The 17,721-nt window shown below is 45.0% G+C and carries 10 protein-coding genes; 9 read left to right on the top strand and 1 reads right to left on the bottom strand.

What is annotated here, in order from left to right; genetic code table 11:
• Positions 1-641: 641 nt before the first annotated feature.
• The 6 genes from PGW94_RS00195 (at position 642) to rpmB (ending at position 7,756) form a co-directional block, all read left to right on the top strand.
• Positions 642-2,351: an aminopeptidase P family protein gene (locus PGW94_RS00195; protein ID WP_271757164.1), complete on the top strand. Its 1,710-nt coding sequence runs from the start codon at positions 642-644 to the stop codon at positions 2,349-2,351.
• Positions 2,352-2,543: 192 nt separating this feature from the next.
• The gene (locus tag PGW94_RS04510; protein ID WP_410519508.1) at positions 2,544-2,657 is read left to right on the top strand and encodes a hypothetical protein; all 114 of its coding nucleotides are present in this window, start codon (positions 2,544-2,546) and stop codon (positions 2,655-2,657) included.
• A gap of 150 nt (positions 2,658-2,807) precedes the next feature.
• Complete coding sequence (locus PGW94_RS00190) at positions 2,808-3,521, top strand: uroporphyrinogen-III synthase (protein ID WP_271757161.1); 714 nt, start codon at positions 2,808-2,810, stop codon at positions 3,519-3,521.
• Between the two features lie 123 nt (positions 3,522-3,644).
• On the top strand, positions 3,645-4,580 hold the full coding sequence (locus PGW94_RS00185) for an amidotransferase (RefSeq protein WP_271757159.1): 936 nt from the start codon (positions 3,645-3,647) through the stop codon (positions 4,578-4,580).
• Between the two features lie 239 nt (positions 4,581-4,819).
• Complete coding sequence (gene priA / locus PGW94_RS00180) at positions 4,820-6,796, top strand: primosomal protein N' (protein ID WP_271757156.1); 1,977 nt, start codon at positions 4,820-4,822, stop codon at positions 6,794-6,796.
• Between the two features lie 648 nt (positions 6,797-7,444).
• Entirely contained in the window at positions 7,445-7,756 is a 312-nt protein-coding gene (rpmB, locus tag PGW94_RS00175) for a 50S ribosomal protein L28 (protein WP_271757216.1), read from the top strand.
• A gap of 110 nt (positions 7,757-7,866) precedes the next feature.
• Here rpmB and PGW94_RS00170 read toward each other — a convergent pair whose 3' ends face one another.
• Positions 7,867-8,856, bottom strand: coding sequence for an RluA family pseudouridine synthase (locus tag PGW94_RS00170; protein ID WP_271757153.1), 990 nt, complete (start codon positions 8,854-8,856; stop codon positions 7,867-7,869).
• A gap of 362 nt (positions 8,857-9,218) precedes the next feature.
• Between PGW94_RS00170 and PGW94_RS00165 the strand changes: the two genes are divergently transcribed.
• From PGW94_RS00165 to PGW94_RS00155, 3 genes are all read left to right on the top strand, one after another.
• A complete protein-coding gene (locus tag PGW94_RS00165; protein ID WP_271757150.1) occupies positions 9,219-11,201 on the top strand; it encodes an acetyl-CoA carboxylase biotin carboxylase subunit in 1,983 nt (660 codons plus the stop codon).
• Positions 11,202-11,405: 204 nt separating this feature from the next.
• Positions 11,406-15,473 carry a hypothetical protein gene (locus PGW94_RS00160; protein ID WP_271757147.1) on the top strand — a complete coding sequence of 1,356 codons (4,068 nt, stop codon included), beginning with the start codon at positions 11,406-11,408 and terminating at the stop codon, positions 15,471-15,473.
• A 157-nt stretch (positions 15,474-15,630) separates the two neighbouring features.
• Complete coding sequence (locus PGW94_RS00155) at positions 15,631-17,112, top strand: hypothetical protein (RefSeq protein ID WP_271757145.1); 1,482 nt, start codon at positions 15,631-15,633, stop codon at positions 17,110-17,112.
• Positions 17,113-17,721 lie beyond the last annotated feature (609 nt).

The following is a 17,721-nucleotide window of genomic DNA, read 5'->3' as shown; positions in this document are numbered from 1 at the left end:
CTATACAATTTGGCATGTACTGCAGCAAAATCCCGCGACGTTTCATACTGCAGCCATACCGAAGAGAGATTCGCTTTGGCTGTTTTGACAAATTGGGCAATAAGTTGCCCGCCATCAGCGCCCGTCCCAGAGTCTGTTGTCTTTTGCTTTGCTAGACCAACCCTAGGATTCCCAAATATCTATGACGAAGTAAAAACGTCATGTTAGATCTTTTCCTGTAGGGAAGATATGGTACACATGAGTTGTAGGAGTGGTAAGCCCCAGATATTTGTCTCAGATTCGTCTTGTCATTTGCAGCTCTGTACCAATTCGCAGTACACGGGCTCAATTGCAGGGACATTTAGTGCGCCCTTACGTGCCGTTAAGGACGGCACCCTGTCTTGTCTCGATACCGAAGGTTCTGGTCGGTACACGGAAAAGCGGTATTGTGCGTCGGTATGAATTTGACACCGCACTCCGCATGCCTGAGTAAGTCCTTCTTTTCTTCATGCCAGGTTGTATAGAAAATTCAGTGCAAAGAGTACCTCGTAATCCTATGGTTATGTGAAGGGGTTTGAACTGTTCGTTATGGCATTTTCCTGAAGCTTTTACATTATGCTTTTTCGCTGTAAAACTCTAATTCTTGTACCTGAGGCAACTGTATGAAATCAAAGCTACATGACTTGCGAAGCACCATGCATGAACATGGGGTAGAAGTGCTGCTCATACAAAATGTTGATGAATACCAATCCGGTTATGTAGGGGAGTGCTTTCAGCGAATTAGGTGGTTGTGTGGCTTTACGGGGTCCCATGCTCAGGTAATCATCTGTAAAGAAGGTAGATGTAAGTTCTTCACGGATAGCAGGTATACCATTCAGGCCGCATTGGAGGTGGATCCTGCCTACTTTGACATCTACGACATAAGCGATACACCTGTCGCATCATGGCTGGAAGTGAACCTTCAAAAGGAAGCGCTAGTAGGCTATTATGGCGAATTATTTACTCTATACCAAGTAAGAAGATTCAAGAGATTTAACTTGAAAATGCTGACGTGTAAAACTCTTGATAGGCTTTGGGACAGACCCATGGAAATACGACAGAAGATTGTAACCCACCCGGTGCATTTTTCAGGCATCGCAAGCAGTGAGAAACGCGATCTAGTATGGTCTAAGGTTAGGAGTTGTGAAGCCATCCTAATGACAGATGTGGACTCGATTTCATGGCTTCTGAACATACGCAACTTAGCATTTGCCTACAATCCTGCTGTTTTGGCTCGTGCCATTTTGTACAGTGATGGAAGGGTAGATCTGTTTATTGACGGTGTGGATAATACAGATATAGACGATGATGCAGTGAATATACGCGATCTACGGGAGCTATCAAGCACCTTAGAGGGTTTAAACAATATCTTGGTTGATGGATCGACCGTGCCTATGTCAATATACGCCTCAATTGAGGATAAAGTGTCACTCGTGGAGGATAATGACCCCTGCACCCATTTGAAAGCGCAAAAGAATGAAACTGAGATTGAGGGAATGAAAAACTCTCATATTCGTGATGGAGTGGCGATAGTGAACTTTTTGCATTGGCTGAAGTGTGTGCTCGAGTGCGATCAAAAGGTTACTGAGATGGAAGCAGCATCGAAAATGAGGTCATACAGACAACAGCAAGACCTGTTTTTGGGAGAAAGTTTTGAAACCATTTCAGGATTTAATAGCAACGGAGCCATTGTGCACTACAGGGTAACGCAAAGTAGTAATGCAGTTATTGCAGGAGATGGTCTTTATCTCATAGATTCAGGCGGTCAATATTACGATGGCACCACCGATGTAACACGTACGGTGGCAGTTGGGAAGCCTTCTGCAGAGCAGATAAGGCATTTTACTTTGGTGCTGAAAGGTTTTATCGCCGTTGCAAGTGCTGTATTTCCGCGGGGCACTAATGGAGGAGCATTAGATGCTTTGGCGAGGCAATATTTGTGGAAGGAGCAGCTAAATTATGGGCACGCTACAGGGCATGGTGTAGGCAGCTTTCTGTCAGTGCATGAGGGGCCTCAGGCGATTTCTGCATCCAATAATGTGGAGCTTCTGCCGGGAATGGTGTTGTCGAACGAGCCCGGATACTACAAGCATAATGCATACGGCATTAGGACAGAAAATCTCATGTACGTTGTAGATGCAGGAAATGGTTTTTACAGGTTTGAACAGCTCACGTGCGTTCCAATAGACAAAAACGTTATAAATCGTGAAATGCTCAATAATAGCGAAATTGAGTTTATCAACAGTTATCACAGTACTGTGTGTAAGACTATTATGCCATATGTGAGCGATGAGGTTAAAAGTTGGCTGTCGGAAGTATGTATGCCACTGTAAGTCCACTTGCCTTTAACATCATAACTGTTGCTGCTATAGCAACTTGCATACGTTATTCTGTCGAACGATCCTGGATACTACAAGCATAATGCATACGGCATTAGGGCAGGAAATCCATGTATATTGTAGATAATGGAAATGGTTTTTTCAGGTTTGGACAGCTTACGAATATCCTAACTAGACAGAAACGTTATAGATCATGAAATGATGAATGATAGGGAAGTTGAATTCATCAACAGTTATCACAGTACTGTGTGTAAAACCGTTATATCTATGTTAAGACGGAGATTAGAAATTTGCTGTTAAAACAACAGAGCTACGCTTGGCAGTTGTCCCGTATTGTGTATGGACGACATGATGACAGAGGTTGCTATGCTTTGTATCAGTGTTGTATAGAATATCGTGCGGGCCATATTGTTATGCCTAACCGCAGGTTTTCCCGAAAAAAGGTGTTTTATGCTGCTTTTGACTAGAGCTGTTGAGGACTCCATAAAATCAAAAGATGCATTGGCAAAGCTCGGGTTCAGCGTCTTTATAGAGCCCATGTTCCGGGTGTATTATCTATCAACGGAAATTGGAGACATTAGCAGTTACGACGGTGTTATAGTTACGAGTAAGCATGGCGTCCGGGGCATGTACAATGCCACAAAGGAGAGGAACATGCGCATCATTGCTGTAGGCGATAGTACCATGGAATGTGCTGTGAGTCTTGGGTTCAGCAATGTACACACTGTAGGCGGCAGAGTTGATGATATATTGCAGTACATGGGCGCCGCTATGCCGGGTGCGAATCTGCTATATGCGAGGGGTGTTCATGTCTCGCACGATCTGTGCGAAGCTGCGAGAAATGTAGGCATTTCGGTAGAGGAAGTGGTATTGTACGAGGCTGTGGCTACTGATAAAATGAGCTCTGAGTGTTTGGAGTATATAAATAATAGGAGAATTTCTGGGATACTGTTTTACTCTGAACGCACTGCAGAAATTTTTATCAGACTTGCGAAGAATGCAGGTATCTCCGAGGAAATTACACGTTCCGTAAGTGCGTACACTATAAGTCTTGGAGCCAGCAAGGCCTTGAGCGTTTACCCTTGGAAGGACGTGCTTGTATCACAGCACCCTACGGAGGCATCGTTGTTTGAGCTGCTGGGATCATTTCGCACTTGTCTATGACTTTACTACGGTGGCGAATGTGTGTAAATTACTCTGAGGGTTTGATAGCTTAGGGAAGATTAGTGGGCCAAGAGTGCTGATATCAGCGCTGACAATTTTTGATACTTATGGTGTGTGAGAAAAGTGAATACTAGTTTTTTCGTCCTGACAAACAATATGAGAGCAGTCTTGTTACAGATTGTCTTCGCTATGGCACTTTTTTCCTTTGGCGCACATGCAGCCAGGACAGACGCTATAGTTGGGCTTTTGTCTACACGTAGCTCTACTTATGATGGTGAGTACCGGACAGCTGTAGATGTTAGAGATCTACTGCTGAGGTTTGGTGCTAAGAAAGTGGTCATGATAGACTACAATGCCATAATGAAGGCGCTAGGCGACGGTGCGAGCCAAGATGCGGTTACTGATCGTGTTGAAAAATTGCTGCTTAAGCACAAGGTAGATAGGATATTTATTCCGGGCGACTACTATAACATATCCAGTCCGCCACTGCCTCCGGTACCGCACAGGCAGATGGTGACAAATTCGTTGGTAGACATAATACGGCGACGCCATGATTTGAGACTGCTGGCGATTTGTGGGGGACTGCAAGGGGTACTGCACGCTCAGAACGTGCAAATATCGAGGATTGATCAGATACTCAACTCTCCTGAGATGGCTGAATCGCATTCAGTTTCTGTGCTGCATCCTAGGGAGCTTGGCGCGTCGCTAACGAGGGCTGAGGCCATTGCCGGAAGTAAGCTTGCAGAGATTGTAGCAGGGGTTAAGGGCACAGAAAAAGGCCGGGCAGCATTGAAGTTTTACCTCCCCGACATGCATAGTGAGGGAATTAATATCAGCAAAAGTAATATGTCCAGGTTGCATGAACTTGGGTATACGATTTCTGCTGTTGCTGATGATGGAATCATAGAAGGACTTGAGGATGACCGTGGTAATATGTTGCTGCAAATGCATCCCGAGTTTTTGCTCGTGAATATGGATGAAAAGGTAGGGCATAACGATGAGGTGGACCTGTCCATTGAGATAGCTGCGAAAATTATTGAGTACTTCCTTTCACGGTAAACTTTTAAAGAATCCTGTAGTCGTTTTGAGTTTCGTAGCTGTCATGCTATAGTGCGGCGGTCTGTGTGGGGGTTTTGCAGTGCCAAACGCATGATACGTAGGGCTGTTAGCGGGAACGGCGACGTGTACACAAGGTAGGGAGTGTTTGTCTTGGAGCAGTGGTATATAGCGATTGAGCTTAAGATCCTGATAAGTGGCAGTGTCTTTTATTCAGGGCGCGCTGATAACAAGGGTTGTTTATGATAGCGGAGGTAATAGTACCTGTTCCATTGGACAAGACTTTCTACTACGCGATCAAGGATGGCATGAGCCTTTCTGCGGGTGATTATGTGCGCGTGCCTTTTGGTGGTAGAGTAGCTGTTGGGCTAGTTGTGGATATTAAGGCCACGGTTGAATGCGAGGTTGAGCTCAAGACGGTAATCGATAAGCTTCTTTTCCCCGCTATAAATCCTGCTGCAATAAAATTCATCCAGTGGGTTAGTAGCTATAATATCATTCCTCTCGGCATGGTGCTAAAGATGGTATTTGGGGGCATGCCAAAAGGTAAGTTTTTGTCCTTTGATGGGATATTAGATGAAAGTAGCAACGTAAAAAGCCCGGTAGATGATTTTGAGACGTTGCCAGAGTTGTCTGGCGAACAATCAGTAGCATGCGACAAAATCGTGGATAAATTATCAGGCTTTTCTGTTACTGTGCTGGACGGAAAAACTGGATCTGGGAAAACTGAGGTCTATTGTTCGGCCGCTAGGAAGCTGTTACGCGAGAGCGGCGACGCACAGATTCTTGTGTTATTGCCTGAGATTGTGCTTGCCACGCAGCTAATGAAGCGCCTTCATGGGTATTTTGCAGAATACAACCCTGTGGAATGGCACTCCGGTCTCACGGTAAAAAAACGCCGGGAAAATTGGCTATCAGTTGTATGTGGTACCACATCCATAGTTGTTGGAGCTAGGTCAGCTCTCTTTTTGCCGTTTAGAAATCTGAAAATGATCATTGTTGATGAGGAGCATGAGTCTTCCTACAAACAGGATTCTGGGATGTCATATAATGCGAGAGATATGTCCATTGTACTGGCAAAGCAGATTGACATACCCGTTGTGTTGTGTTCTGCAACTCCTGCACTGGAGACCATGCATAATGTGTGGCAAAGAAAGTACCACCACGTGGTTTTACAGCGTAGGTTTGGTGAGGCAGTAATGCCTGAAATTATCGTTGCGGACATGCGAAAGGATGAATTGAAGAACGCATGGTTATCATCTTGTTTATATGAAAAAATCTCCGCAACTTTAGCTAAGGGCAATCAGGTTATGTTGTTCCTAAATCGCAGGGGTTATGCAAGGCTTGTGCTATGTAAAAAGTGTGGTCACAAAATAAGTTGCCCTAATTGCTGCACATGGCTGGCAGAACACAAGATATTGGGAGCCATGTTATGTCATTATTGTGCTTATACCTGCGGGGTGCCTAGACAGTGCCCGAGCTGCCAAGAGCATGACACGATGAGCCCGTATGGTGTCGGTATTGAGAGGATCGCTGAAGGAATACGGGAGCTAATCTCTGAGGCGCGACCCGCTGTTATCAGCAGTGACATAAGCGCCAGGGACGCAAACCGCACGATAGAGCATTTATTGTCTGGTGAACTTAACGTTATTATCGGTACACAGATAATTGCTAAAGGGCATAACTTCCCAAAGCTAACGTTGGTTGGCGTTATAGATGCAGATTTGGGCATGGGCAATAGTGATCTAAGGGCCACGGAGAAGACCTACCAACTATTACACCAGGTATCTGGACGCTCAGGGAGGTATAAGGAAAGAGGGCAGGTGGTTTTACAGACATATGACCCGGAAAGTACAGTCATAAAGTCTTTGTTATCTGATAATCGCGAAGATTTTTACAACACGGAGCTGCAATCCAGAAGAACTACTGAGATGCCCCCATTCATGAGGCTGGTTTCGATTATCGTATCAGGTAAAGAGGAGCTGAGGGTTATAGAAATAGCCAACTCTATTGTGAGCAGTATGTCTGGGAAAGTGACAGTGTGGGGCCCGGCTCCGGCTCCTATAAGCTTTGTCAACAACAGACACAGGTATCGTATACTTCTGAAGGTAGCAAACATTGTTTCTGTGAGGAATCTGCTTTCAGAGTGTAGAGATAAGTACAAACAATCTCGGCACGTACGGGTTGTTATAGATGTTGACCCAATGAGTTTTATCTGAGATTAGCGCACTTTCTCCGACATGGCACGTTTACGTTGGAGCTTGCAGTGGATGTAAGGGCCGTGGTTTCGGAGAGGGATTTAGTGATTGTTGTAGTGGGATCACGCAGCGCTTAGTGAGGCAAAATCAGTGTGGTAATTGTTGGTAACATTGGTTTGCAATTAAGAAGGCACCCGCGGGTCGGTGTAAGGATGATCAGATAGCGTCACTGCTGGCAGCATTTGTGGTGACAGCCATGATATGTGAAAGATGTGGATCAGGCAGTCCCTTTTGTTGTTGTGGTTCGAGAAGCCTGTGGTGGGTTTGATGAGCTCCATGCGCAAGAAGGAGTTGGTTATTTGATGGCGCCACGATGCTTTTGCACTATGTAGCGCAGGTAAATCATAGCTCCGTGCGAGGAAAGCGTATTTTTGGCGCTGTGCCCAAATTTTGAACATTGTTTGCATACGTGTTACAGCTGCGGCTATGCACCTCTTTGCAGTATTATTGGCAGACTGCGCATTTTCAGCGTTATAGCCCGTGATACTAAAGTAATCATGGCTCAACATTGCGACTCTCAGCATGTTGTAGGGGTTATGCTAGGCCGATGTTGACTACTTGTCGCATCTTGGTAGAATGGGAGATTGTTTGCTGTGCACGGAGGTTTTGGTGAGCAGGGTTTGTGATATCACGGGAGTATCCAAGTCTTTTGGTAATAAGGTCTCTCACTCTAATCGTAAGACTAAGAGGAGTTACCTAGTGAATCTGCACAATGTTACTTTGGTTAGTGAGGTTTTGGGAAGAAAGTTCAGAGTCAAAGTTGCTAGCAGTACTTTGCGTACCATAGACTACAAAGGAGGGTTGGACCTCTATTTGCTCAATACGAGCTCTAGGAAGTTGACTGAGGAAGCTCGTAAGATCAAAAGGAAAATCAGGGTTGCTATCGCTACTGGTAAGTCGCAACAAAGTGACCAGTTATAAGCAGAAGTTACTTTAGCAGCGTATTGTTGCATGGTGGTGTGGCTTAAGCTAGTTCGGTCTCAGTGTGTTTGTTAAGGCTATGTGTGGTCTCGTGCTTCGATGCGGGCGGTTTATGTATCGCAGCTCGCTGTGTTACCGGGGGCTGTTGACTCTCGCAGTGCGTCGGTTAGTTGTCTAATGTCTTGCTCTGGTTCTGAGTGGAATATCATGTATTCTTGTGTGTGGGGATGTGGAAACCCTAGCAAGCAAGAGTGCAGCGCCTGTCTTTTGAAGGCGCGTACTTGTAAAATCCCGCACCTGTAGCTTTTTCTGTTGTTTTTTCCGTATTTTTGGTCTCCGATAACAGAGTGTCCTATGTGGCTCATATGAACCCTTATTTGATGGGTTCTTCCTGTATGCAGAGTGCATCTAACCATACTTGCGACATTACCAAAGGATTCTTCCACCTTGTATTCTGTGCATGCTAGTTTGCCGCGGTGCTGGGTGACTTCCATCATGGTTCTGTCAGACTTCCTTACATCTAAATAGGTTTGTATAAACCCATGCTGCGGAGTGGGCGATCCCCATATTAGTGCCAGGTACTCTTTTTTGAATTTTTTTTCGTGTAGTGCCGCAGTAAGTTTAAGGTACGCGTCATTATTTTTTGCAGCCACCAGTAGGCCGCTGGTGTCTTTATCAAGTCTGTGCACGATTCCAGGTCTTTTACTGCTGCCAACGGAACTTAAGGAGCTACCGCAATGTGCTAAAAGGGCATTTGCTACGGTCATGTTCTGAGTGCCATTGCCTGGGTGTGTCGCTATATTGTGGTCTTTATCTATGACTATTACATGTTCGTCTTCATATACTATTCTAAGTGGGATATCGTAGCATGGATCGAGCGGGGAATGCTCTGGTTCGTCGGGAACAGCTACCGTAAACTGCTCCCCAGCTTTTGTTATATGGCTGTTATCGTATATTAGTTGGTCAAAAATCTTCACGCAGCCGTTCATCATCATGCGTTGTGCCTTACTACGAGACGTTTCTAGGGCTGTTGCCAGTACGACATCGAGCCTTTTGTTTTCGGTAGAGCCATCTATCGATATGGTGCGCGAGCTTTCCATGTTATTCTAAAGTTATTTTGAGCGTTTTTTGGGAATGGACTCAATTTCCATAATACCTTGTACGACTCTGATACCATGCACAGGTACATTTGTATAATGTAATGCAATATTGTGATATCACGGAGCTTTATCAGTTACAGTATTAAGTATTGTTGAGCAGCTATATTTCTGGCTTAAGAGCCCCAGAATCACTTTGAGATCCTGCATCACGTGTGCGTTCTCCCGCAATTTTGTACTGCTGTAGCTATTTTGCAAACAGTGACGTAAAATATTGTTTGCAGTGTGTAGGCACAAATGTAGAATCTGGTTGTCACATCAGGCTGCCAGAGAAGTTTATCAGCTTACGGTTTTTAATTATCTACATGATAAAGAAGATACTAATCGCTAATAGGGGCGAAATCGCGTGTAGAATAGCTCGCACCGCTCACAAAATGGGCATACGGTGCGTAGGGGTGTATTCGGACGCTGACAGGGACGCGTTGCATACGCAATGTGTTGACGAAGCAGTATACATAGGCCCTAGTCCGGCAAGCCAGAGTTATCTAGACATAGATAAGATCTGTGGTGTAGCAGTAAGTACCGGAGCTGATGCTGTGCATCCGGGATACGGGTTTCTGTCGGAAAATGCAGAATTCCCGGATAAGCTATCTGAGTGCGGTATAGAGTTTATAGGCCCAGCACCGTCCTCCATGCGGATGATGGCAGATAAAGTTGTGTCTAAGAAAATTGCCAAGGACGCAGGTGTTGCGGTTGTTCCTGGATACATGGGAGTTGTTGCCACAGTTGACCAGGCCAAGGACATAGCCAAGTCAATCGGATTTCCAGTCATGATAAAAGCTGCTGCTGGTGGTGGTGGGAAAGGCATGAGAATTGTCCATACAGAAGAGGAGATGGAACAGGCATTTGTTTCCTCCACCAATGAGGCTAAGAAGAGTTTCAGCGACTGCAGGATATTCATAGAGAAGTATATAGTCTCCCCCAGGCACATAGAGATCCAAATTATAGCTGATAAGCAGGGCAATGTTGTGTGTTTGGGTGAGCGGGAATGCTCCATACAAAGAAATAATCAGAAGGTTATAGAAGAAACGCCCAGCCCATTTTTGGATAATAAAACTAGACGTGCGATGTTTGCACAGTGTGTCAATTTGGCCAAGAAAGTGAATTATTTTTCTGCGGGGACTGTCGAATTTATAGTCAATGCGGACAGGGAGTTTTACTTTTTGGAGATGAACACAAGGTTGCAAGTAGAGCACCCGGTCACAGAGCTTGTCACGGGAATAGACTTAGTGGAAAAAATGATACAAATCGCTGAAGGCGCGCCGCTGCCGTTTACGCAGAAAGAGGTGAGGTTTGTTGGTTCTGCAATAGAAGCTCGTGTATATGCAGAAGATCCTGGAAAGGGGTTTTTACCTTCCAGTGGCAGAATATCACACTACCATGAACCACCTGCTAACGTTAATCTTAGGATAGATAGTGGCGTCACTGAGGGTTCTACTGTTAGTATGTTTTATGACCCGATGATAGCTAAGGTTTCTTCTTATGGCGAAACTAGGGCTGAGGCTATAGAGACCATGAAGAGGTCTTTGTCCAGTTTTTACGTTGGTGGTGTTGTAAACAATATAGATTTCCTACTGTCGGTGTTTTGTCATCCGTCTTTTGTTTCGGGAGATACAAGTACAGGGTTTATTCCGCAGTTTTATAAATCAGGTTTTAAAGGCGATGAGCTCACTCCTGAAATAGGTAAAATCTTTGCCTTGGCGCTGCTGTATATGTACCTTGAAGAGGAAAAAAGGGAATATGGCGAATACGTATTGAACGAAAAGGTCTGTGCCCGTGTTGGCGAGTGGAAATACGCTATGAGCGCCAGGAGCACTGACGGAGGTATCTATGCGACACTAGATGACAGCGGTGCATATGTTGTATTGTCCGGAACGTGGCTTGGGAATTACAAGATGCTGAACATAAGCATAGATGACAGTTCTTACTGCATAAAGGTTAGCCGAAGCTCTAGCCGGTATCACCTAAAGTACATGGCGGTTGGCGCAATATGCACGGTGCACGGAGAGAGTATAGACCGGTTGCTTGAGTTCATGCCGGAGGCTCAGGAGGATGAGGTATCCCGTGATACCGTAGTTTCTCCGATAGCTGGGATGATTGTTGAAATTTATGTAAAAAAAGGAGACAAGGTAAGCGTGGGTCAGCCATTGCTGGTGATAGAGGCTATGAAAATGGAAAACCTAATATGCTCCGAAGTGGAAGCAGAGGTGGAAGAAGTTCTCCTATCTCCGGGCAGCAGCGTGGCCAACGGTGAGGTTATTTTGAAATTTGTCAAAGACAAGATCTAAAAGCAAACTTCGTTGTGACCAAGTTTTACTCTACGTATGTTCTATGTCCTTTTGGATGGCAGGCTAGTGGTGTTGTGACGTGGCGCGCAATGCGTTTAATCGCGCGGTTTTGATTGTAGTCTAGCCTTGGCATAGCGCATAGGGGTCTTTATAGTGTTTCGTAAAAAAGGGCGTGTAGGCGTCAAAGATTGCCTACTTAGGCTTATGGACGGCATAGCTATCAGCGAGCTAAAAGAGGGCACATTTGACTATACGTTCGTATGTAAGCCTGGGGATAGGCTCCATCTTGTGCTTTCAACTTTGCCGGGCAAGGTGAAAATAAATGGCCCTGATGAACTTTTTGTAAGGGTCAAAAAATCTGACATCATATCTACAACGCAGAACATGTGCAATCCGGCTCTGTGTGCATGTGAGGACGAATACGGCGCGAGTATTGCCAGATACCTAGAGCTAGAGTTTACAAATCAATTTGCGGACTACGTCACTCAGATATACGAACATTTTCATGATGGGGTAAAGAACATTGACGGGGTGCATGGCGGGCGGTTTTTAAATCATAATTTGGATGCTGCTGCACGGGAGAGCTGTGAGGGCATTTCTTTGTGTTTTCCGGACTCGAGGTTATTAGAAGGCCTGGTGCGCTTTGCCAAGCAAGATATGTGCTATGTCTTCAAAGGAATTTCAGATAGACCGACAGATAGCATACTCCTTAAAGCGGCCAAAATGAGGTTGCAGCAGTTACGTGACATCGGGTTGAGCAATAAAGAAGGTCCTGATAGTCATTACGATAACGGTGTCATAAGCTGTTTTGAGAAATTTATAGATACTATATCGAACGCCGACTTTAACCCCGCAACCAATCTAAGGATAAAAGGCTGCGATTTTGTTGTCATGCTGCGCGAAATAGTAGGGGACCCCGCTGTTCGTTGTTATGTGGAAGAACGCTTGTATGAGCGGCAGGTAGAATGCCATGTAACCAGGTTACGGATGGACTTTTATGAGCAGCAAAAAGGTTATTATGGGTCTCTGAAAGGAGAGGCGCAGCCTGTAGTTACTGCTCAGGACACCATTGAAGTACGTGATGCGATTTTAGGCCTGCATAGGGTAAAACGCCTGATTAACAATCCCATTTTTGTGCAAAAATTTGTCGGGAAGAGTGGGATATCACGAGCACATCGGCGGTATTTCAAATGCATAAGCTCTATGATTGAGGCAGAAATCATTTTTCTTACTGAGAGCATTGGCAAGCTTACAGCTGGTGATTTGCGGTTATTTCTGCATAAAACCTGCAAAAACGTCAGCGACGATATCAGCCATCTGTTAGCTGTGTATGATTACGAAACTACTGGAAAAACTGTTGATAGAGATGCAGTCATAAGAGTCTCTAAGAGTGAAGTGAAGGAGCTCGCTGATCAGGTGAGGAGCTTTGTATATGCCTATAATAGGCTATGGAAAGAGCTGCAAGCATGTAAGTCTCTTGTAGATGCGTATGCAAAAGTCACCGTAAGTACTGAGGAAAGGCGGCTGGGTGTGTGGGAAAAGAGCCTATACCAGAACATATCGAAGATTTTTTCGGTAGACGAGAACGGTCAATGGATTGCAAATACTCAATCACGGAATTCATTACTTCTCAACAAAGTAGAATCCCACAAATTGTGTGATTTAACTCATGGTATACGCGGCGCTGATGATACAAAGCTGTCACAAGTGGTGGACGGTTTGTTTGATAGTGATGTGAGTACCGACCAAGTTTTTACCATGTTGCGCACATATATCAGAAATCGAAGTCATGAGTGGATTCGGGATATTGAGTATAGTGTAATTCCGAAAAGTGTTGATATTGCTTATAGGATATCAAGGTATTTGCCATTTCATTCGTTATGGCTGCCGCTATTAATGCCCGGCAGGTATAGGACGCGCTCGGGCTACGTTGCTACAAGTTTTAAAGACTGGCTGTTTGTGAAAAAGTCAATCATAGCGCATACCCGGCTTACCTCGAGTATAGCGCAAAGCTTATACCTGGACGATTTTGATAAAAGATTGGTGGCGGGGACCGGTTCTGCGGCCATGATAAGCACGGCCTTCAAAGTGCGTTGTAACATGTCAAACTTCCGTGAAAAAGTTGCATATAGAATTAAGAAGATAAGGCCAATATGGCGTATAAGCCTGGCAGTCATAGTTACTACTTGCGTTATTATCGGCATTACGGGCCGAGTTCTGGGCCATTTTGGAATTGCAGGTGCTGGCACGTACGCATTGATGCCCATATGCCAAGCGGTTTTTGATAGTTTGATAGCTGTGGCGGTGTTAGATGCGGCGGTCGAGCAGGTTTTTTTGTTGACCATTAATGTAGTATGCTTAGTTGTCAGGAGCCTTGATTTTGTTCTGTTATGTGGTGCGCTATCCAGTATTACAGAATATGTATGCAATAAGCTTGTTGAAATATATTCCGCAGTGGCGGAGAAATCTTGCTCTCTATATGAGCGCGCTCGCAAGTACGGGGTTAAGAACCTATGTTTCCTGATGTTGGAGAGGGTATTCTACAATGATAACAAAATTGGCGAATCCTCCCTGAAGACGCGCTGTGCAGATCATGTTGCGACTGAATCTTTAAGGCAAGAAACGCTGACTGAACAGAGCTGCGGTGCGATTGTGTCACAAGGCCTCGAGTCATCAGAAATTCGTTCTCATTTGACACCTTCGGGGTTACGTAATGAAAAGGGAATTTGCTTATCTGCGGATGTTATAACGCTGCTATCAGGGGAATATGCCAGGAACCAAGGCGTTTTTACACAAGCACTAAGACATTCATCTGATACAGTTGCAAGTGAGCTTTACGGTGAAAAAGCGGGAGTTTTGCGAGCGCTTGAATCATTCAAAAAAACTGTTTTACTACCTCAAAGCACGGTATTCCACGAAGATTATATCAGGCTAAGGAGGGAGTTCTTTTTTCTTATGAACAACTATCCTGAAGAGCTTAAATCCTCGATTACGGTTACTGTCAATCCTAGCATTTTTAACTCACACAACAAGAGACGTGATATCTACGATGTCGTTGCGGCGGTCAATTTTAACACCGTGTTGTACGCCAGGAATAGGCTGAAGGATGTGCCGCAAATAACATCACCCACGGCCGCACGCGCATTTTTAGAGAGCGCGCATTGTGTGGGGCCTGGTGTCACTATCGGAGAAATAAGCGAGAAAATAGCTGCAATAAAGTGGGCTATTGCACAGATGGCTGCACATGATATCTCACATTCTGTAAGGAGTACCGAAGTTCTATTTCACGATACTGAAATTGACAGGAGCTGTGCTATTGCTTTGATGGACTGCGCCCTTGTGATGGAAGACTATCGCGATCTTCTTTTGGCCGGCCGTGCCGTTAGTAGGAGTGTTGTTTACTGTTATATCAATAGCAATTTTCGGTCCTACATACGAGACACATGTCACATTCTCAATGTAATAGATCGAGCCATTGCATTACGACATAGCTCCGCGAGCTACAGAAGATTTTGTGACGTTATGTGCAGAGATTTTGCAATGCTGGAAGATACGTCACATGCTGCAGTCAGAGCACATAGCATCATGAGTCAAAATTTGGGCGTAACATCTGGAGGAGCAAAGGCAACAGAAAAATTTATGGAGGTCTTTGGCTACCAGCACTTGCGGAGCTTTACGCTGTCGTTTATCGCATACAAGAGCCTTTGGTATCTCTTCGGCGAGTACGTGCATTATGTTGGTAGTTATTCAAAGCTTGCGGATATGGCCCTTACTCATGCTGGAATCAGCCCCGCGTATGAGTTTTTTATGAGTACTGAATGCGGTACAAAATTTCTGGAGTTTTTTTGGACTCACGTATCTCCAAAGGATGCGGCTATGTTCACCCGTGAGATAGTGATGTCTATGATGGTTTTTGACGAAGATAGCGTCTCCGACGTTTCACATGCCGTTGATCAGTATCTGTATACATCATCATTCCATTCGCATATGCATGCCGTAAAAGGGATGAGGTCCTTATTAAACCATGTTGCAGACCTATGTTGCACGGTCTTGCAGTTGCACTTGGCGAGAAAGATTATAAGTGAGAGGAAAAGGGAACTTCCGGTTGAAAGTTTAGAGTTTTTTCTTCAATTAGAGAAAGAGTGTGTGAACGAGAAGTCTGGGCTGAAGGGGTATAACGAAACTTCTTGCTGCAGTAATATAGAAGTTTTGCACTGTACTGAAGTTTTTCATGGTATTACAGGGTTGATGCCTGAGGTTTTGTCTCGCTGACTTTACGGCTATACAGACACCGTGGGCTTCGGATGTGTTTTCTTGCGTTTGGGTGAGTGGCGTTATGTGTATTGTTCTGGTATGTGATTTTTTACTGGGAAGATTTACAATTTAAGGCTTTTCCTATCTAATTTGCTCTGATGTTGGTACGAACGACATGCGACAATGTTTAAACGATGATACCGATGCATACAGTGACGCTGATTGCGATATCAGGGCGTGTGCCAGGATAAGGATTGAAGATCAGCAAGCTCAAGAGTTTATCGGTGAGTTATCCAGGGAGTTTTTGGAGTTTGCGCGTTCGCTATCTTCGGATGCGAAGGAGTATTCTGAGGGCTTTGATGAGCACAAAGAGCACAGCGACGCATCGGAGATCCCAGAACCCGAACTAGGTCTTGGTCTCACTGGAGCAAATAGCCTAGAGTTGAAGCAGTCGTTAGTGAAGAGGTTGCTCAGATTCTTTGGCGAATGCTACGAGAAACTTGTTTATTGTGACATTTCGGAAAGTGGGCATAAGGCCTTTGCATCCAGAGATCGGCGCAAGAAGAGGTTGCTTCTTGAAGCGCTGATAACGATGTTCAGAAAGTTGCTTTCAAGCAAAGAGTCACTAAATTTGAGGCAACTGTTAGAGGAGCAGATTAAAGAGCTTAGGGAGGCCTTGGAAAGGGAAGAGGATCCCGAGGTGCGTAAGATCCTACAGGAAAGGCTTTCGTTACTGATGAAACTGCAGGTGCAGCTGAAAAACGCTAAGTCGTTTCAAAGTCTGGATCAATTTTTTCTTATGTTGGTGGCGCACTCTTTATCTCACGCCACACTGACACTTAATGCATATCACAGCGTTGTAGGGATTGAGCCTCGCATGTCATACTCCGCGTCTATGGGGCATCTTATGGATGTGGAGAATATAGCACTACGTGGCAATATGCAAGAAGTTGGCAGTATGCAGATTGCAGCCAGCTGCGTATATGGCTACCAGTCAAGTATGGATAGATGCGTTGCAGACCTGTTCAATATAGGCACGCTGGCATCCAAATGGGATGAAAGAATGGTGCTCTCGGAGAGTATATTACTTACACACGCACAGAGGATGGCCGGTGACTTTGGTTACAGGGTTGCTGGAAGGATTATGTCGATTCTTGACCAGGCTGTGAGCGCTGTAGCAACAGGTGTTCTTATGGTGATGCAGGAAGTTGTGAAAAACACCATGCAAGTTATAAGGGGAGTAGACGCGGCTGTTGGGCAAACAGGTGGTAGGGCACGTGGAGTGGCTCAGGATCGTGCAAGGATCCAAGAGACTGTTGCAGGTCGCGATACTCAGTCTTGTCACATTCCCGGTCAAGGTGTTCCTTCATCCACATTTCATCGACAAGCCCACATTCAGTTTGAGCATAGTAGAATGAGGGAAGAGAGATGCGAACGCAGCGTTATTTTTGAGAGCGCTGAGGGTATTAGGTGCAGTGCTCGAGAATTTGGGTATTCATCTGTATTTGTGTCTACGCAGTACAGTGGTATACAGTGTGAGCGGGAGACTTATAGCAGAAATACTGGCAGGGGAGCAGTTCCTAGTTCTACGCTGGAGAGTATTACGGTTGTTGCTGCGGAGCAGCAGATAGTAGTGGCAGCTCAGCAGGTTAGGTAGAGGTTAAGTGCAATAGCTTTCGCCACAGTGGCTGGATTATAGGTCTGAGTGCGAGTGTATAAATGTGCTACCGGATGCAGTTTGTGGCGGTGGACTTGTTGTGGTAACTCGTACATTGTGCTTCCACGGGCGTAAGTGTATGCATATGTCTTAAACTTCGCTGTGTACCATAGCGTTGCATCAACCCAGTTCCAAGTGGTTTATCATCGGGGCTTACAGAGGTTTTGTGATATTATGCGATGTGTTGTCGTATGTGTTACGTACGTGAACCTACGCGGTGCATGTTTGGCATGCTCTCTATAATGTGATCTGGGCCAAGTAGCGCGTGTGTATAGTGCTCATTGAGACGGATGCATTACAGTTTTTGTAGTTCTGTGACACACGCCTATGAGAGCCGTATTTTGCCTGCTTTATGTCAGTGTGGCTGTGACTGATAAGTAATCGAAAAACGCATTTTTTTCTGCTGAGGCATAAATTCAAGGATTGATTCTGTATTGGTATAGGAGCGCGAGCGTGAGCTTACTATGGGTTTTGTTATTCTGCATGAGTTCCGTGTACTCGACGTTTTATGCGCCACTTGTACTTCGTAAAAGAGATTTTTCATGGATT

The organism is Candidatus Anaplasma sp. TIGMIC (genome assembly GCF_028204095.1).
Lineage (GTDB): Bacteria > Pseudomonadota > Alphaproteobacteria > Rickettsiales > Anaplasmataceae > Anaplasma.
This window is presented reverse-complemented; position numbering and strand designations above follow the sequence as displayed.